The sequence below is a fragment of the Cellulomonas sp. genome (assembly GCF_035634735.1).
GTDB lineage: Bacteria > Actinomycetota > Actinomycetes > Actinomycetales > Cellulomonadaceae > Cellulomonas.
Genome location: NZ_DASQCJ010000119.1, coordinates 18,516 through 36,538 on the forward strand (window position 1 = coordinate 18,516; position 18,023 = coordinate 36,538).

General features: G+C 75.8%; 16 protein-coding genes. 11 read left to right on the top strand and 5 right to left on the bottom strand.

The genetic code is table 11. The annotated features are described in order from the left end of the window. Window positions 1–70: 70 nt before the first annotated feature. The 3 genes from VER05_RS10685 to VER05_RS10695 all read right to left on the bottom strand — a co-directional run bounded on the left by VER05_RS10685 (window position 71) and on the right by VER05_RS10695 (window position 3,023). Window positions 71–676, bottom strand: a complete 606-nt coding sequence (locus VER05_RS10685) for a hypothetical protein (RefSeq protein WP_324845335.1) — start codon at window positions 674–676, stop codon at window positions 71–73. A 150-nt stretch (window positions 677–826) separates the two neighbouring features. Beyond that, window positions 827–1,492, bottom strand: coding sequence for a response regulator transcription factor (locus tag VER05_RS10690; protein WP_324845336.1), 666 nt, complete (start codon window positions 1,490–1,492; stop codon window positions 827–829). A 76-nt stretch (window positions 1,493–1,568) separates the two neighbouring features. After that, window positions 1,569–3,023 (bottom strand): sensor histidine kinase, encoded by a 1,455-nt coding sequence (locus tag VER05_RS10695; RefSeq protein WP_324845337.1) that lies wholly within the window; start codon window positions 3,021–3,023, stop codon window positions 1,569–1,571. 541 nt (window positions 3,024–3,564) lie between these two features. Here VER05_RS10695 and VER05_RS10700 point away from each other — a divergent pair. The 3 genes from VER05_RS10700 to VER05_RS10710 all read left to right on the top strand — a co-directional run bounded on the left by VER05_RS10700 (window position 3,565) and on the right by VER05_RS10710 (window position 6,854). Beyond that, window positions 3,565–4,932 (top strand): betaine/proline/choline family ABC transporter ATP-binding protein, encoded by a 1,368-nt coding sequence (locus VER05_RS10700; protein ID WP_324845338.1) that lies wholly within the window; start codon window positions 3,565–3,567, stop codon window positions 4,930–4,932. Beyond that, complete coding sequence (locus tag VER05_RS10705) at window positions 4,929–5,828, top strand: proline/glycine betaine ABC transporter permease (RefSeq protein ID WP_324845339.1); 900 nt, start codon at window positions 4,929–4,931, stop codon at window positions 5,826–5,828. Before VER05_RS10700 ends, VER05_RS10705 begins: the two co-directional genes overlap by 4 nt. Before the next feature lie 99 nt (window positions 5,829–5,927). Beyond that, entirely contained in the window at window positions 5,928–6,854 is a 927-nt protein-coding gene (locus tag VER05_RS10710; RefSeq protein ID WP_324845340.1) for a glycine betaine ABC transporter substrate-binding protein, read from the top strand. A 192-nt stretch (window positions 6,855–7,046) separates the two neighbouring features. Here the strand turns inward: VER05_RS10710 and VER05_RS10715 are convergent, their stop codons facing one another. Both VER05_RS10715 and VER05_RS10720 read right to left on the bottom strand, forming a co-directional pair. After that, entirely contained in the window at window positions 7,047–7,829 is a 783-nt protein-coding gene (locus tag VER05_RS10715) for a TetR/AcrR family transcriptional regulator (protein ID WP_324845341.1), read from the bottom strand. Then, the gene (locus tag VER05_RS10720; RefSeq protein ID WP_324845342.1) at window positions 7,822–9,087 is read right to left on the bottom strand and encodes an amidohydrolase family protein; all 1,266 of its coding nucleotides are present in this window, start codon (window positions 9,085–9,087) and stop codon (window positions 7,822–7,824) included. The genes VER05_RS10715 and VER05_RS10720 overlap by 8 nt, the downstream gene beginning before the upstream one ends. Window positions 9,088–9,342: 255 nt before the next feature. On the opposite strand from VER05_RS10720, the gene VER05_RS10725 reads away from it, so the two are divergent. The 8 genes from VER05_RS10725 to VER05_RS10760 form a co-directional block, all read left to right on the top strand. After that, window positions 9,343–10,959, top strand: coding sequence for an ABC transporter substrate-binding protein (locus VER05_RS10725; RefSeq protein ID WP_324845343.1), 1,617 nt, complete (start codon window positions 9,343–9,345; stop codon window positions 10,957–10,959). Window positions 10,960–11,057: 98 nt separating this feature from the next. Next, the gene (locus tag VER05_RS10730; protein ID WP_324845344.1) at window positions 11,058–12,800 is read left to right on the top strand and encodes an ABC transporter ATP-binding protein; all 1,743 of its coding nucleotides are present in this window, start codon (window positions 11,058–11,060) and stop codon (window positions 12,798–12,800) included. Next, window positions 12,797–13,681, top strand: a complete 885-nt coding sequence (locus VER05_RS10735; protein WP_324845345.1) for an ABC transporter permease — start codon at window positions 12,797–12,799, stop codon at window positions 13,679–13,681. The genes VER05_RS10730 and VER05_RS10735 overlap by 4 nt, the downstream gene beginning before the upstream one ends. A gap of 85 nt (window positions 13,682–13,766) precedes the next feature. After that, entirely contained in the window at window positions 13,767–14,765 is a 999-nt protein-coding gene (locus VER05_RS10740) for an ABC transporter permease (protein ID WP_324845346.1), read from the top strand. Between the two features lie 36 nt (window positions 14,766–14,801). Continuing rightward, window positions 14,802–15,443 carry an isochorismatase family cysteine hydrolase gene (locus VER05_RS10745; protein ID WP_324845347.1) on the top strand — a complete coding sequence of 214 codons (642 nt, stop codon included), beginning with the start codon at window positions 14,802–14,804 and terminating at the stop codon, window positions 15,441–15,443. Window positions 15,444–15,452: 9 nt separating this feature from the next. Then, window positions 15,453–16,289 (top strand): urea amidolyase associated protein UAAP1, encoded by an 837-nt coding sequence (locus VER05_RS10750; protein ID WP_324845348.1) that lies wholly within the window; start codon window positions 15,453–15,455, stop codon window positions 16,287–16,289. 2 nt (window positions 16,290–16,291) lie between these two features. Further along, window positions 16,292–16,966: an urea amidolyase associated protein UAAP2 gene (locus VER05_RS10755; protein WP_324845349.1), complete on the top strand. Its 675-nt coding sequence runs from the start codon at window positions 16,292–16,294 to the stop codon at window positions 16,964–16,966. Continuing rightward, on the top strand, window positions 16,963–18,023 hold a 1,061-nt coding region (locus VER05_RS10760; RefSeq protein WP_324845350.1), incomplete at its 3' end, for an amidase family protein. The genes VER05_RS10755 and VER05_RS10760, both read left to right, overlap by 4 nt.

Genomic DNA, 18,023 nt, shown 5'->3' on the forward strand with positions numbered 1-18,023 from the left:
CACCCGAGGTCGGGCGGGGGTTGTCCCCCGGCCCGCGCCCGGGGTGGGCCCGGGGACCGCCGAGGGGGCGCTAGCGGTCGCCGGCCGCGGAGCCGGGGCGCTGGTGCTCGGGCGCGGGGTCGGGGTCGGGCTGCGGCGCGGGAGCCGCGGGCTCCGGCGCCGGCGCGCCGTACGGCGAGGGAGTCCCGCCCGCCTGCGACGCCGGCGCCTGCGGGGCGGGGTACCCACCCGCCGCGGGCGCGCCGTACCCGCCCGGGGCCGGCGCCGCGTACCCACCCGGCGCCGCCGCGCCGTACCCACCCGGTGCCGCCGTGCCGTAGCCACCCGGGGCAGGCGCCGCGTAGCCGCCCGCCACCGGCGCGCCGTAGGCCCCCGCCACCGGGTGGCCGCCGCCCGGCTGCCCCGGCGCGCCGCCGTACGGCTGCTGCGGCTGCTGCGGCACCGGCCGCGGCGCAGCGGGCCCGCGCTGGATCGCCCCGACCACGAACGCCCCGCCGATCAGCGCCGCCCCGACGACGGTGAGCGCGTTGCCGACCGTCTGCGCGAACCCGTACAGCCAGGACGCGCGGTAGAGCAGCTCGATGAACAGCGCCTGCCCGACCCAGCCCCCGATGATCCCGACGACGACGAGGACGACGCCGGTCCAGAGCAGCTGCGGCGCGGTGAGCTTCGGCATGGCGGGTATCCCTCCGTCGGCTGGCGCGGATCGCGCCCGACCGACGCTAGCGCGAGGTCGCCGGTTCCGTCCGCCGGAGGGCGTGCGCAACCTCCGACCTGGGGCGGAACCGGCGACCTCGGCGGACGCCGCGGAGCCGCGGCGCTGCGGTCAGGCCTCGAGGCGGAGGTAGCGGAGCACGGCCAGGACGCGGCGGTGGTCGCCGGCGTCCGGGGCCAGGTCGAGCTTGCCGAAGATCGACGTCACGTGCTTCTCCACCGCCCCGTACGTCAGCACGAGCGCGTCGGCGATCGCCCCGTTCGACCGGCCCTGCGCCATCAGCTCCAGCACCTCGGACTCCCGCGGCGTCAGCCGCGTGATCCCGGGGTCGACGCGCGCGGCGCCCATCAGCTGCGTGACCACCTCGGGGTCGAGCACGGTGCGCCCGGCGGCGATCCGCTCCAGCGCGTCGAGGAAGTCGGAGACGTCGGCGACCCGGTCCTTGAGCAGGTAGCCGACGCCGCGGGCGTCGCCGCCGAACAGCTGCGCGGCGTACCGGGTCTCGACGTACTGGGAGAACAGCAGCACGCCCAGGCCGGCGTAGGTCTCGCGGAGGGTGAGTGCGGCGCGCAGGCCCTCGTCGGTGAAGCCGGGCGGCATCCGCACGTCGACGACGGCGATGTCCGGCAGCGCGCCGGCGTCGGCGAGCGCCGCGACCTCGCGCACGAGCGCGTCCCCGTCGCCGACGGCCGCGACCACCTCGTGCCCGCGGCGCGCGAGCAGGGCACCGAGGCCGTCGCGCAGGATGACGGAGTCCTCGGCGATCACGACCCGCACGCGGCACCTCCCCCGGTCCGGCGGCGGGCGGCGCGGGCGGCGCCACGTGCCGCCGCGGGACGGACGACCGGACGGCTCATCGGGCGCTCAGCGGCAGGTGCACGGTCACCACCGTAGGGCCTCCGGCCGGGCTGTCGACGTCGAGCTCGCCGTCCACCGTCGCCACCCGGTCGGCCAGGCCGGCCAGCCCGGAGCCGCCGGACGCGCCCGGCAGGCCGAGCCCCGCGCCGCCCCGGCCGTCGTCGCGGACGCGCAGCCAGAGCGTGCCGCGGTCGGCCTCGACCCGGACGTAGGCGCCGGTGGCGCCGGAGTGCCGGACGACGTTGGTGAGCAGCTCGGCGGCCGCGAAGTACGCGATCGTCTCGACCTCGGGCGCGGGCCGGGCGGCGGCCAGGTCGACGTCGACGGTCACCGGCACGGGGCAGCGCGCGGCGAGCGTCTCGAGCGCGACCGCGAGCCCGTTGTCCAGCGCCGGCGGGTGGATGCCGCGGGCGATCTCGCGCAGCTCGGTCAGCGTGTCCTTGAGCGCGCCGTGCGCCTCGTCGAGCAGCCCGACCGTGGCCGGGTCCGCTCCGGGCTCGTGGGCGAGCCGGTCCCGGGCGTCGCCGATCTGCATGGCGACCGCCACCAGCCGGGCCTGGGTGCCGTCGTGCAGGTCCCGCTCGATGCGGCGGAGCCGGGTGTCGGCGTCGGTCACGGCGGTGCCGCGGGTCTGCTCGAGGTGGGCGACGCGCATGCTGGACGCGGTCGGGCCCAGCAGGCTCGTGCTGAGCAGCCGGAACAGGTGCGCGAACCCCAGGGTCAGCCGGTGCCAGGCCAGGAACGCCAGCAGGCCGACCGCGATGAGGATCCACTGCCGCGGCGGGGTGTCGATGAAGTAGTCGGTGCCGAACGACGCCCCGCGGTGCAGCGTGCCGTCGGACGCCTCCTGCAGCGGCAGCCACCGGTACCAGAACCAGTGCGTCACCCCGCCGAGCGCGACGGCCAGGAACGTCGTCGGCACGACGAACCCGACGATCGCCAGCGGCAGCGACAGCGCCCCGAACGCGACCCCGCGCCAGCCCGGCGCGTCACCGAGCAGCACCCCGAGCCGGCGCCAGAACCCGCGCCGCCGGCGGCGGGGCACCGGCGCCGCGATCGACGTCCCGAGCATCCCGCGCGCCATCCCCCGGTACAGCGCCGCCCACATCCGGCCGCCGACGATCACCCAGCCGGCGACGAACAGGCCGACGACCGTGATCGCGACCGACGGCGGGAGCACGACGGCGACCACCGCGTACGCGAACGCGAACGGCGCGATCAGCAGCGCCAGGAACAGGTAGCCGTACTCCCGCCAGGTCCGCCCCATGACCCCGGGCGCCCAGATCGCGCCGCGGGGCAGGTCGGCCGTCAGGTGCACGGGGACGGTCGCGACGGGGAGCGGCGACCCGGGCGCGGTCGGCGCGGCGTGCGGCCCGCGGTCGTGCGGCCCGCCGGGGTGCGGCGCGGCCGGGCCGGCGGGTCCGGCGGCGGCCGGGTGGGTGGCGGACATGGCGGGCTCCTCGTGCGGGGCCGGTGCGCCGCGGTGGCGCGCCGGGTCGGGCGGACCGCACCATCGTCCCGTGCCGCGCGTGCCCGGGGGCACCCGGTGCGCCACCCACCCGTCCGGGGGACATCCCCCGGTCCGCCACCCCCGAGTTCCCGACCGCAAGGTCACAAAGCGGTAACAATACAAGAAATGGTAAAGTCGCAGGTCAGAGCGACTTTACCTAGGTAAAGTCGTCCCATGATGCGTCGGATCCGCACATCCTGGCCTGGCCATCGCGGCGGGGATGGGGCACGGTGGTCCACGACCAGATCGACGAATGGTCGGCGTGCGACGCCTGCTTCCGGCCCTCGCAGCGCCCCTCCTCCGGGGTGCCGCAGCGAGGGCCGAGGCGTGTTCCGCCGCCGCGCACGACGCCCCCTCCGGGCCGGCCGCGCGGCGCTGCCGACCGACGCTGCGCCCCCGGCGCGCCCCGCCCCCGGGGCGCACCCGACCTCCGCCCGCGGAGGGGATGGGGCCGCGCGTCATGACGTGACGAGGTGGATGAGTGACAGGACTGCGCGTCGAGGGCGTGTACAAGGTGTTCGGCCGCCGGCCGAACGAGGCGGTGAAGCGGCTCCGGGACGGGGCCGCCCGCGACGACGTGCGCCAGTGGGGCACGGCCGCGGTGATCGACGCCGACCTGGACATCAGGAGCGGCGAGACCTTCGTGGTCATGGGCCTGTCGGGCTCCGGCAAGTCGACCCTGATCCGGATGCTCAACGGCCTGCTGAAGCCGACGGCCGGGCGCGTGCTGCTCGGTGACGACGACCTGGGCGCGGTCAACGCGTCCCAGCTGCGCTCGATCCGGCAGCGCAAGGTCTCGATGGTGTTCCAGCACTTCGCGCTGCTCCCGCACCGCACGGTGCGCGACAACGCCGCCTACCCGCTGGCCCTCCAGGGCATGGACAAGGCCGAGCGCCGGAAGAAGGCCGACGAGGCCCTCGAGATGGTCGGGCTGGGCGAGTGGGGCGACTCGCTCCCCCACGAGCTGTCCGGCGGCATGCGCCAGCGGGTCGGCCTGGCCCGCGCGCTCGCCGCGGACACCGACATCCTGCTGATGGACGAGGCGTTCTCCGCGCTCGACCCGCTGATCCGCCGCGAGATGCAGGACCAGCTGCTCGAGCTCCAGCAGACGCTCGGCAAGACGATCGTGTTCATCACGCACGACCTCAACGAGGCCATGTACCTCGGCGACCGGATCGCCGTCATGCGCGACGGCCGCGTCGTCCAGGTGGGCACCAGCGAGCAGATCCTGTCCGCGCCCGCCGACGACTACGTGGCGCAGTTCGTCGCCGACGTCGACCGGACCCGCGTGCTGACCGCGTCCTCCGTGATGCGCCGGCCCGCCGCCGTCGCGTTCGCCGGGGGCGGCCCCCGCCTGGCGCTGCGCACCATGCGCGACGCCCAGGTCGCCGCCGCCTACGTCGTCGACCGCAGCCGCGTGCTGCGCGGCATCGTCCGCGACGCGGACGCCGTCGACGCGACCCGCGCCGGCAAGGACACCCTCGAGGGCCTGATCGACGACAGCCTGACCTCGGTGTCGGTCGACACCCCGCTGGCCGAGGTGTTCGCGCCCGCCGCGGAGTCGCCGCTGCCGGTGCCCGTGACCGACGACAAGGGCCGCCTGGTCGGCGTGATCCCCCGGGCGATCCTGCTCGAGGCGATGGTCCCCGTCGACACCAGCACCCCGCCCCGGGGCACCCCGACGGCCGACCAGGCCGCCACGTCCGCCGCCGGCGACCGGGCCGCGGCCGACCCGACCGGGGCCACCGCCCCGGCGCCGGGGGCCGACCCGCTCGGCACCGCCCCGGACGCCACCACCGCCGCCCCCAGCGCGGGCCGCGCGGCCGACACGACGGAGGTGCGCGCGTGACCGCCACGATCCTCGCCCTCGACACCACCGACCAGGGCGTCCCCCGGCTGCCGCTCGGCGAGTGGGTGGACGTCGCCGTCGGCTGGGTGACCACCACCTTCCGCGGCCTGTTCTCCGCGATCAAGAGCATCTTCGAGGGCGCCTACGACGGCCTCGACACCGTGCTCAGCGGCCCGCCGTTCTGGTTCATCGCCGTCGCGCTCGCGCTGATCGCGCTGTTCGCGAAGGGCTGGAAGCTGGCCGTCGGTACCCTCGCCGGGCTCGTCGTGATCGCCGGCGTGAACCAGTGGGAGAACGCGATGGACAGCCTCGCGCTGGTCATCCTGGCGAGCGTCGTGGCGCTGGTCATCGCGATCCCGCTCGGCATCTGGGCGGCCCGCAACGACCGGGTGTCCCGCGCCGTGCGGCCGGTGCTCGACTTCATGCAGACGATGCCCGCGTTCGTGTACCTGATCCCGACCGTCGTCATCTTCCGCGTCGGCGTCGTCCCCGGCATCGTCGCGACCGTCATCTTCGCGATGGCGCCCGGCGTCCGGTTCACCGAGCTCGGGCTGCGCCAGGTCGACCGCGAGGTCGTCGAGGCCGGGCACGCGTTCGGCTCCTCCGACGGCCGCATCCTCCGGCAGATCCAGCTCCCGCTGGCGATGCCGACGATCATGGCCGGCGTCAACCAGGTGATCATGCTCGCCCTGTCGATGGTGGTCATCTCCGGCATGGCCGGCGCCCCGGGCCTCGGCGGCGACGTCGTCCAGGCCCTGCAGCGCGTCAACGTCTCGCTCGGCTTCGAGGCCGGCCTGGCCGTGGTCATCCTCGCGATGTTCCTCGACCGCGTGACCTCGGCGTTCGGCACCCGCTCGAAGACGGCCCGCGCGGTCGCCGCCGCGACGAAGGCCTGACGCCCCCCATCCCACCGGGGCCGCGCGGCGGTCCCGCACCTGACACCCACCCCCACCCGGGCGACGGCACGATGCCGCGCGCCCACGGAAAGGACACGCATGCGCACCCGCACCCGCCGTTCCGCCCTCGCCGCCTCGGCGCTCGTCGCCGGCCTGGCCCTGACGGCCTGCGCCTCCGACGGCGGCTCCGGCAGCGCCTCCGACGAGGAGCGCCTCGAGAACGGCGACCTGCCCACCGTGTCGATCGGCGTGCACTCCGGCTGGGACGAGGGCATCGCCGTGTCGGCGCTGTTCCAGACCATGCTGGAGGAGGACGGCTACACGGTCGAGTCGCAGGAGGCCGACGCCGGCGTCGTGTACACCGGCCTGGCCGGCGGCGACTTCGACGTCAACTTCGACATGTGGCTGCCCACGACGCACGAGGACTACCTCGAGCAGTACGGCGACGACATGGAGCAGCTCGGCGTCTGGTACGACGACGCCCGCCTCACCATCGCGGTGAACGAGGACGCGCCGATCACGTCGATCGACGAGCTGGCCGAGAACGCGGACGCGTTCGGCAACCGGATCGTCGGCATCGAGTCCGGCGCCGGCCTGACCCGGATCACCCAGGACGAGGCCATCCCGACCTACGGCCTGGAGGACATGGAGTTCGTGGTCTCCTCGACCCCGGCGATGCTCGCCGAGCTCAAGGGCGCGACCGACGCCGGCGAGAACATCGCCGTCACCCTGTGGCGCCCGCACTGGGCCTACGACGCCTACCCCGTCCGCGACCTGGAGGACCCCGAGGGCGCCATGGGCGAGGCCGAGGAGATCCACACGGTCGGCCGCACCGGCTTCGCCGAGGACTACCCGACGCTGACCAAGCTCATCGAGGCGTTCACGCTGACCGACGAGCAGCTGTTCTCGCTGGAGAACATCATGTTCAACGACAACGGCGGGTCCGACCCGACCGGCTCGGCGCAGCAGTGGCTCGACGAGAACCCGGACTTCGTCACGGACCTCAAGGAGAAGGCGGGCGTCTGACGCCCCGCTGCTCCGCGCGCCGACGGCCCTCGCACCTCCGGGTGCGGGGGCCGTCGTCGTCCCTGGGGCCTGCACCCGCGCCGAGAGAGGACCCGCGCGCCGAGATAGGACCCCGCACGGACCTATCTCGACGGGGAGGTCCTATCTCGGCGGGAGGGCCCGGGCGGGAGGGCCCGGGCGGGCAGGGCGGGGTCAGTCCGGTTGGGGGACCTCGGTGCGGAACCGGACCGCCAGGGCCTCGCCCGCGGCGACCGCGGCCGCGATCTCCGGCTCCGGGACGTGCACCAGGCGCAGGCAGCCGCGCACCACGGCCTCGGCGTAGGCCGCGCGGGTGCCGTCGTCGCCCCACTGCCGCTGGCTGATGATGCCCTCCACCAGCCCGAACACCAGCTCCAGGTCCGCGTCCGGCAGCGCCGCCGCGTCGACCCCCTGCCGCTCCAGCACCGCCGCGGACAACGCCCGGTAGTGCCCGCGCAGCGCGACCTGGCTCTCCCGGGTCTCGGCGAACTCGGTCTCGGCGATGTCGAGCAGCCGGTAGACGACGTGCAGGTTCCACCGGTCGCGCAGCAGGCCGTCCAGGTCGTACCGCGCCAGCCCGGCGAGCGCGGCGGCCGGGTCGACGGGCCCACCGCCCGGGCCGGCCGTGCGCAGCCAGTCGGCGAGCTGCACCGACGGCGCCACCGTGCCCTTGAGCAGCGAGCGCAGGATCTGGCTCTTGTCGGCGAAGTGGTAGTACAGCGACGCCTGCTTGATCCCGACGGCGTCGGCGATCTGCCGGGTCGTGGTCTCGGTGTAGCCCTGCGAGCCGAACAGCGACGCGGCGGCGGCGAGGATCTCGTCGCGGGTGCTCAGCGCGGAGTTCGCACGCGGGGCGGACCGGGGCCGGCCCCGGCGACGCGGCGCGGCGGGCGCGGCGGGCTGGGCGGGCGCGCCGACGGGCGCGGCGGGCTGCGCTGTCTCGGCCCGGTCAGCCACGGGGCACCGTCCTCCCGTCGTCGGCGCGGGCGTCCTTGACGACCCGCCCATCCTGCACCACCAGCCGCACCCGCCGCGGGTCCGCGAGCCCGTCGATGCTGGTGAGGGGGTCGACGTCGGTGAGCACCAGGTCGGCGCGCAGCCCCGGCGCCACCGTCCCCACCTGGTCCGCGATCCCGAGCATCCGCGCCGCCCCGGACGTCCCCGCGACCACCGCCGCGGCCGGCGAGAGGCCGTGCTCGACCAGCAGCGCCAGCTCGGTGAGGTTCGTGCCGTGCGGGGCGATGCCGGCGTCGGTGCCGAGCGCGACCGGCACGCCGGCCGAGATCGCCGCGTGCAGCCGCTCCCGCGCCGTCTCCTGCAGGGCACGGCGCTTGGCGGCCACCCACGGCGCGACCCCGTCCGCGACCGGCCGGGTCAGCGTCGACAGGGTCGGCACCAGCCAGGTCCCGCGCTCCCCCATGAGGTCGATCGTCGCGTCGTCGACCAGGTAGCCGTGCTCGACGCTGCGGACCCCGGCGCGGACGGCGGCGGCGATCCCCGCGGCGCCCTGCGCGTGCCCGGCGACCCCCACGCCGCCGTGCCGGTCGGCCTCCTCGACGACGGCGCGCAGCTCGGGCTCGGACAGCCCGCCCGACTCCGGGTGGCTGCGGGGGCTGCCCATCCCGCCGGTCGCGGCGACCTTGACCCAGTCGGCGCCCTGGCGCAGCACCTCGCGGACCGCGCGGACGAACTCCGCCGGCGAGTCGGCGACCGCGCCCGCGCCGGGGCCGGTGTCGAGCGGGGTGCCCTCGATCGTGCGCCAGTCGCCGTGCCCGCCGGTGATCGACAGGATCCGGATGGCGACCTGCAGCCGCGGCCCGCGCACCAGCCCCTGCTCGAGCGCGTCCCGGAACCCGGAGTCGGCACCGGCGAGGTCGCGCGCGGTGGTCACGCCGGCGTCGAGCGTCGCGGACAGGTGCGGGACCGACCGCAGCGTGAGCAGCGACTCCGGCGCCAGGACGGTCCCGAGGGTGTCGCCGCCGGGCAGCGTGCTGACGTGCACGTGGCAGTCGAGGAACCCCGGCAGCAGCGTGCGCCCGGCGCCCTCGACCACGGTCAGCCGCGCCGGGTCCGCGGTCGCCCACCCGGGCACCACCGTCCCGGTCGGCCCGACCCCCGCCACGAGGCCGTCCGCGACGAGCACGTCCGTCCCCGGGCGCGGCTCGGCCCCGGTGCCGTCGATCAGGCGCACGTCGCGCAGCAGCAGGTCGGTCACGGGCGGGCTCCTCGGGGTCGGGAGCGGCCAGGCTAGCCCATTACCTGTCGCCGACAGATTTTACGTCCCGGCAACACCCGGCAACCCCGGCGCAACGACCCGGGTCTACTTTTCCGGTCACCGACAGGAAATGCGTCGGCCGCACCACGGCGCGGATCCCCCGGGGTCCGCCCGCCCCGCACCTCCCTCCCCTCGGCGTCGCGGCCCCTTCCTCCCGCACCCCGTCGACGCACCCCCGACCGAGAGGCACCGAGCATGAGCCCGAGCACCGTCCGCGCCACCACGCGGTCCGCCTGCCGCCGCACCCCCGCCCGCCCCCGCGCCGTCGCCGCGGCCGCGGTCGCCGTCGCCGGGCTGCTGGCCCTCACCGCGTGCGGCCAGAGCGGCACCGTCGGCGGCGGCACCGCCGGCGGCGACGACACGTTCACCGCCGTCATGCTCACCGGCTACACCACGCCGCCGGACCCGGACGTCAACTACGACGGCCCCGGCCTCAACATCATCGAGAACACCTACGAGGGCCTGGTGGCGTACGCCGACGGCGTCGAGGAGCCGACGATCGTCCCGGAGCTCGCCGAGGAGTGGACCGTCTCGGACGACGGCCTCACCTACACGTTCACCCTGCGGTCGGGCGTCACGTTCCACGACGGCACGGAGCTGACCTCCGAGGCGGTGAAGGCGTCGTTCGAGCGCCGCACGCAGGTCGACGCCGGCCCGGCGTACATGGTCGGCGACGTCGCGTCCGTCGAGACCCCGGACGACCTCACCGCCGTCGTCACGCTCACCGCCCCGAACGCGGCGTTCCTCGGCTACCTCGCCTCGCCGTTCGGCGTGAAGCTCATCAGCCCGGCGGTCCTCGCGGACGAGGCCGGCGACGACTTCGCGCAGACCTACCTGACGACGCACGACGCCGGCACCGGCCCGTACGAGCTGACCGGCGTCGAGACCGGCGAGCGCTACGAGCTCACCGCGTACGACGGCTACTGGGGCGACGCCCCGGAGCTCACGTCGATCGAGATCCAGGTCGCCGAGAACGCCTCGTCGGCCCAGCTGCAGCTCGAGCGCGGCGAGATCGACGCCATCCTCGGCAACCTGAACAAGACGTCGTTCGAGTCGTTCGAGGGCAGCGAGGACGTCACCACGTCGACCTTCCCGAACTTCACGACGCAGATGATCTACGTGAACCCGGGGTCGGCCTGGCTGGCGGACGTCGCGGACCGCGAGGCGCTGTTCGCCGGGATCGACAAGGAGTCGATCATCGACGAGGCGATGGGCAGCCTGGAGGTGCCGACCGACCAGCTGTTCCCGCAGGGGATGGTCGACGCGAGCATCGACGACCAGGGGATCGCCCACGACGAGGGCGCCTGGGACGCGCTGGGCGCGCCGGAGTCCGGCACCGTGCGGATCGCGTACGCCGGGTCGAGCGCGGACGGCAAGGCCGTCGCCGAGGAGCTGGGCTCGCGGCTGAGCACCGCCGGCATCCCGGCCGAGGCCGTCGCGTACTCCGCGGGCACGATCTACGGCATCGCCGACGAGGGCGCCGACGGCCCCGACCTCGCGGTGTTCTCGGTGTTCCCCGACGCCGGCCACCCCGACGCCTGGGCGAGCATCATCTACACCCCGGCCGGTGGCCTGGACCTGTTCGGGGCCGAGGTGCCGGGGCTGCCCGACCTGCTGGACGCCGCCCGCGCCAGCGAGGACATCACGGCGTACGCCCCCGTCGCCGAGGCCATCAACGCGACGCGCTACTGGTACTCGATCGGCTCGCTCAACACCACCCTGCTGACGACGCCGGACATCACCGGCACGACCGAGGCGCAGAACGTCCTCGAGTACGACGTGCTGCACTTCGCGGCCCTCGGCCGGGGCTGACCCCGCGCCACCCGAGACCCCGGGGCGGGGCAGCCACCCCCTGACGCGCCCCGCCCCGGGCTCCACCTCTCGTCGTCCCCCTGCGAAGGAGACCCCCCATGCCCGGAACCGGCACAGCCCCCGTGCTGCGCGTCGACGGCCTCGACGTCCGGCTGACCCGCGACGGAGAGACCGTGCACGCCGTCCGCGGCGTCGACCTGACCGTCGAGCGCGGCGAGGTCGTCGGCCTGGTCGGCGGGTCCGGCTCGGGCAAGAGCATCCTCGGCCTGTCGGTCATGGGCCTGCTGCCCGCCACCGCCCGGCCGGTCGTCTCGGGGTCGGTCGACCTGGCGGGCACCGACATGATCGGCGCCCCCGACGCGGCCCGCCGCGCCGCCCGCCGGCAGCACGTCGGCGCGGTGTTCCAGGACCCGATGACCTCGCTGGACCCGACGATGACGATCGGGCGCCAGCTCGGCGAGGTCACCCGCGGCCGGGCCCACGCGCTGTCCCTGCTGGAGGACGTCGGCATCCCCCGCGCCGCCGACCGGCTGAAGGCGTACCCGCACCAGCTGTCCGGCGGCCTGCGCCAGCGGGTGATGATCGCGCTCGCCGTGGCCCGCCGCCCCTCGCTGATCCTCGCCGACGAGCCGACGACGGCCCTCGACGTCACGGTGCAGGCGCAGATCCTCGACCTGCTGCTGACGCTGCGCGAGGACATCGGCTGCTCGATCGTGTTCGTCACGCACGACCTCGGCGTCGCGGCGCAGGTCTGCGACCGGATCGCCGTGATGCAGCACGGCCGGGTCGTCGAGTCCGCGGGCGTCGACGAGGTGTTCGGCAACCCGGCGCACGCGTACACGAAGAACCTGCTGCGGTCGCGGATCGACCTGCGGACGCCGCGGGACCGGCCGCTGGCGGCGATGCCGGTCGCCCCGGCGGCGCCCGCCGCGCCGGCCGCCCCGGCCCCCGCGGACGACGACGTCGCGGTCGGCGCCGACGGCGTGCTCGACCTCGCTCCCGGCGCCCCTGCCCCGGGGCTCCCCGCCGTCTGGCCCCCGGTCGTGCTGCGCGACGGCGCGGCGGTCACGGTCCGCGACGCGCACCGCGTGTTCCGGAGCGGTCCGCCCTGGCGGCGCCGCGAGCTGCCGGCGCTGCGCGGCGTCGACCTCGAGGTGCGCGCCGGCGAGGCCGTCGCCCTGGTCGGCGAGTCGGGCTGCGGCAAGTCGACGCTGCTCCGCGTGGTCGCCGGGCTGGAGACCACCACGTCGGGTGCGGTGACCGTCGCCGCGGGCGCCGCCCCGCAGATGGTGTTCCAGGACGCCGGCGCCTCGCTCACGCCCTGGCTGCGGGTCGGCACGATGCTCGACGAGCGGCTGCAGGCGCACGTGACCGGGATGTCCCGGGCGGAGCGGCAGGACCGGGTGCTCGACGCGCTGCGCACCGTCGGCCTGCCGCCGGAGACGGCGCGAGCCCGCGGCGACCAGCTGTCCGGCGGCCAGCGGCAGCGCGTCGCGCTCGCCCGCGCGGTGATCGTGCCGCCGACCGTCCTGCTCTGCGACGAGCCGACCAGCGCGCTCGACGTGTCGCTCGCCGCCACCGTGCTCAACCTGATCGGCCGGCTGCGCCGGGAGCTCGGGATGTCCGTGCTGTTCGTGACCCACGACCTCGCCGCCGCGCGGATCGTCGCGGACCGCATCGCGGTGATGCGCGAGGGCCGGATCGTCGAGGTCGGCCCGACCGACGAGGTCTGCGGGCGCCCGCAGCACGAGTACACCCGCACGCTGCTCGGCGCGATCCCGGGCCCGCAGCACCGCCGCGACCGCGTCGCCACCTCCCCCGTGATCGGAGCCGCGCTGTGACCACCGCCGACCTCGCCGTCACCCCGGGCGGCGCCCGCACCCGCGCCGCCCGCCGGTGGGCCCGCGTCACCGCCGTCCGGCACCGTGCCGTCGGCGTCGACCTCGTCGCCATCGGCGCGCTCGCGCTGATCGTCGCGGTCGCGCTCGCCGCCCCCGTGCTCGCGCCGCACTCCCCGATCCTGCGCAGCGGCGACGCCTTCCTGCCGCCGCTGAGCCCGGAGCACCTGCTCGGCACCGACGCGCTGGGCTACGACATCCTGTCCCGGCTGCTGTACGGCATGCGGTCCAGCCTGGTCGCCGCCGCGATCGTGATCGCCTCGGGCGTGCTGGTCGGCGGCCTGGTCGGCCTGCTGGCCGGGGCGCTGCCCGGCTGGGTCGACGCGCTGCTCATGCGCACCACCGACCTGTTCCTGGCCCTGCCCGGCCTGGTGATCGCGATGGCCGTCGCCGCGGCGCTCGGCGCGTCGTTCACCTCGGCGCTGGTCGGCGTCGCCGTCGTCTGGTGGCCGCTGTACGCGCGGCTGGTCCGCGGCGAGGTCCGCGCCTGGGCCGCCCGCCCGCACCTCGAGGCCGCCCGGCTCGCCGGCACGCCGTGGGGCACCCGGGTCACCCGGCACCTGCTCCCGGGCGTGCGCTCGACGATCGTCGTCGCGGCGAGCCTCGACGTCGGCGGCCTGGTGGTCGCGCTGTCCGGTCTGTCGTTCATCGGGCTGTCGTCGCCGGCGCCCGCGCCGGAGCTCGGCGCGATGGCCGCCCAGGGCATGGCGTACCTGCTGCAGGCCTGGTGGGTGCCGATCTTCCCCGGCCTCGCGGTGCTGGTGATCGCCCTGGCGGCGAACCTCGCCGGCGACGGCGTCCGCGACCTGATGCGGGGGCGCTGATGCCCGGCCCCGCGGGCCGCCCCGCCGACCCCGCCCACGCCCACCACCCCCGCCGCACCCGCCGCACCCGTCAGGAGGCCCTCGCATGGTGATGTTCCTGGTCAAGCGCGTCGCCGCCACGGTCGGCGTCCTGCTCGCGCTCACCATGGCGCTTTTCGGCCTGCAGGAGGTCAGCGGCGTCGACCCCGCCAAGGCGTACGTCGGCGCCAACGCCTCCGCCGACGCGGTGGCCGCCGCCCGCGAGCGCCTCGGCCTCGACGAGCCCCTGGTGCAGCGCTACCTCACGTACCTGGACGGCCTGCTGCACGGCGACCTGCAGAACTCGCTGCGCAGCCGCACCCCGGTCGCCGACAACCTGGCGCAGGTGCTGCCGGCCAGCCTCGAGCTCGCGGCGTGGGTGCTCGGCATCGCGCTGGTGCTGGGCGTGGCGTTCGCGGCCCTGACGACGCTGCGGTGGCGCGGCGCCGGGGTGGTCCGGGTGGTGCTGCTCAGCGGCGCCGCGGCCCCGACGTTCCTGCTCGGCATGGTCGCGCTGCTGGTGTTCTACGGCAACCTCGGCTGGCTGCCGTCGGGCGGCCGGACCGGCCTGCGGGACGCCCCCGCCGGGCCGACCGGGTTCCTGGTGCTCGACGGGCTGCTGGCCGGCCGGTTCGACGTCGCCGGCGACGCGGTCGCGCACCTGGCGCTGCCCGCGCTGTGTGCCGCGATCTCCCCCGCCGTCGCGATCGGCCGGGTGCTGGTCGACGGGCTCAAGGCCAACATGGCCGCCGACCACGCCCGCACCGCCCGCGCCGCCGGCATGGGCGAGCGGCAGATCCTCGTCCGGCACGCCGTCCGGAACTCGCTCGGCCCGACGCTGTCGATGGTCGGCATCCAGGCGGGGATGCTCCTGGCCGGCCTGGTGGTCGTCGAGAAGATCTTCGACTGGCCCGGCGTCGGCTCCTACCTCGACAAGTCCGTCGCGGCCTCCGACTTCCCCGCCATCGCGGGCGTCGCCCTGCTGCTCGGCGTCGTCTACGTCCTGCTCAACACCGTCGTCGACGTCCTCCAGGCCGCCGCCGACCGCCGCATCGCCCTCGCCTGAGCGCGGTCGCACCACCCCCCGGAAGGAACCACCCCCATGAACGTCACCGGCAACGCCGTGCTCATCGTCGTCGACATCCAGGGCGGCGACGTCGAGCGCGCCGAGTCCCGCACCGAGATCCCGTACATGCCGGGCCGCACCGAGCGCGCGCCGCGGGTCCGGAAGATGATCGCCACCTGCCGCGAGCAGGGCATCCCGGTCGTGTGGATCCAGGAGGTGCACAAGCCCTCGCTGATCGACATCGGCCGCGAGCTGGACGGCGCCGAGGGCCCGCACTGCGTCGAGGGCTGGCCGGAGACGGAGCTCGCGCAGGGCCTCGACCCGCGGCCCGACGAGTTCCTCATCCGCAAGCGCCGCTACTCCGCGTTCTTCGGCACCGAGCTGGAGATCGTGCTCAAGGCCTACCAGGCGGACACCGTCATCCTCATCGGCGGCCTGACCGACGTGTGCATCCACTACACCGCGGTCGACGCGCACCAGCACGACTACCGGGTGCGGGTCGTCACCGACGCGGTCGGCGGCTCGACCCAGGAGGCGCACGACGCCGCGCTGCGCGCCATCGACTACCTGCAGCGCGACGCGCTGGTCACCGCCGAGGACGTGCAGCAGTGGCTCGCGACCGCGACGCCGAACCCCGCGGTGCAGCGCGCGCTCGCCACCACCGCCCAGGCCGTCTGAGGAGGACCGATGACCAGCATCTCCACCGCCTCGCCGCTGGGGGCCCGTGACCACGCGCGCGCCCAGGGCGGCACGGTCGTCGACACCATGCCCACCGTGCCGGCGGCCACCGCCGCCGACTGGCCCGCCGACGTCGCGCCCGGGGACCGGCTGCACGCCGAGACCGTCGCCGGCGGGAACTACACCACCGTCGTGCTCGCCCGCGGCTCGGTGCTCGAGCTGACCGACCTGGCGGGCGACGCGTGCGCCCACCTCGTGCTCACCAACGCCGCCCAGGTCGACGAGCGGCTGAACGTGGCCGACACGGTCAAGATCCAGTGGCAGGCCTACCTGGGCGCCGGCTCGATGCTGCTGTCCGACCGGGGCCGGGTGCTCGCGACCGTCGTCGAGGACACCTCGGGCCGGCACGACACCTTCGCCGGCACGTCGTCGAGGGCCGCGAACGAGGCCCGGTACGGCGACGGCTCCCCGCAGGGCGGCACCCCCGCCGGTCGCGAGCTGCTGCTGCTCGCCGCGCTGAAGAACGGGCTCGACGCGCGCGACGTGCCGCCGAGCCTGTCGTTCTTCCAGGGCGTGCGGGTCGCCGACGACGGCACGACCGAGTTCACCGGGTCGGCGGGCCCGGGCGCACGGGTCCGGCTGCGGCTGGAGCTGCCGTGCGTCGTGCTGCTCGCGAACGTGCCGCACCCCGTCGACCCGCGCGCGGAGTACGTGTCGACGCCGCTGCGGGTGCGCGCCTGGCGCGGCACGCCCGCGGCGCTCGACGCCCCCGAGGCGACCGTCGGCCCGGAGGCCGCGCGCGCCTTCGCCAACACCATCGACTACGCCCGCGCGAGGGGACTGTGACCATGACCGCTGCACCCACCTCCCCCGTCCCGTCGGCGGCCCCCGTGCCGGCGCGGCTGGCGGACGCCGCCGTCGTGCTCGACGAGGTCGTCCCCCGCCGCTCCGCCTGGTCGACCGTCGTCCGCGCCGGGCAGGAGCTTGCGATCGTCGACCTCGAGGGCAACCAGGCCGTCGACTGCCTGCTGTACGACGCCCACGACCCGTCGGTCCGGTACTCCGCGTCCGACACGATCGCCGCGCAGCGGAACGTCTACCTGGTGCAGGGGTCCGTGCTGCGGGCCGGCACCGGCGACGCGCTCATGACGCTCGTCCACGACGAGGTCGGGCGGCACGACACCATCGGCGGCGCGTGCTCCAAGGAGTCGAACTCCCTGCGGTACGGCCACCACACGGTGCACCAGCACGCCTGCGTCGAGAACTTCCTCGCCGAGGGCGCCCGCCGGGGGCTCGGCAAGCGCGACCTGGTGTCGAACATCAACTGGTACATGAACGTGCCGGTCGAGGCCGACGGCGCGCTGGGCATCGTCGACGGGATCTCCTCCCCCGGCCTGTCCCTGACGCTGCGCGCCGAGCGCGACGTGCTGGTGCTGGTGTCGAACTGCCCGCAGATCAACAACCCGTGCAACGGGTTCGACCCGACGCCGGTGCGGATGATCGTGACCGAGGGGACGGCGTGACCTCGGCGGCCGGGCTCGCCGCGGTCGACCGCGCCTACGCCCGGATCGCCGAGGTCGACCGGCCCGAGGTCTGGATCCACCTGCGGCCCCGGGCCGACGTCGAGGCCGACGTGCGCGCCCAGGCGGGCCGGGCGGCGGCGGGCGCGGACCTGCCGCTGCTCGGCCGCCTGGTCGCGGTGAAGGACAACATCGACGTCGCGGGGCTGCCGACCACGGCGGGCTGCCCGGGCGTCGCGTGGACGCCGTCGGCCGACGCGACGGCCGTCGCCCGGCTGCGCGCCGCGGGCGCCGTCGTGCTGGGCAAGACGAACCTCGACCAGTTCGCCACGGGCCTGGTCGGCACCCGCAGCCCGTACGGCGCCGTGCGGTCCGCCGACCACCCCGACCGCATCTCCGGCGGCTCGTCCTCCGGGTCGGCCGTCGCGGTCGCGCTGGGGATCGTCGACCTGGCGCTGGGCACGGACACCGCCGGGTCGAACCGGGTGCCCGCCGCGCTGCAGGGCGTCGTCGGGGTCAAGCCGACGCCCGGGCTCGTGCCGACCACCGGCGTGCTGCCGGCGTGCCGGTCCCTCGACTGCGTGGGCGTGTTCGCGCGGTCGCTGCCGCTGGCGGCCCTCGCCGTCGGGCTGATGGCGGGGCCGGACGGGGTGGACGCGCTGGCGGCGCGGGCGGTGGGCGCCGAGGTCGGGGCGCCGGCGGCCGACGCCCCGGTGCTGGCCGTGCCGCGGGCCGCGGACCTGGCGGCGCTCTCGCCGCTGTGGCGGTCGGCGTTCGACGCGACGGTCGGAGCGCTCCGGGCCGCGGGGTGGGCGCTGCGCGAGGTCGACCTCACGCCGTTCCTCGACGCCGCGCGGCTGCTGTACGACGGGGCCTTCGTGGCCGAGCGGTACGCCGCCGTCGGCGCGCTGGTCGACGCCGCCCCCGCGGGGCTCGACCCCGTGGTCGCGCGCATCATCGGCGCCGCGGGCGCGCTGCCCGCGCACCGGTACGCCGGCGACCTCGTCACGCTCGCCGAGCTGCGGGTCGTCGCCGAGGCCGGGCTGGGCGACGCCGACGC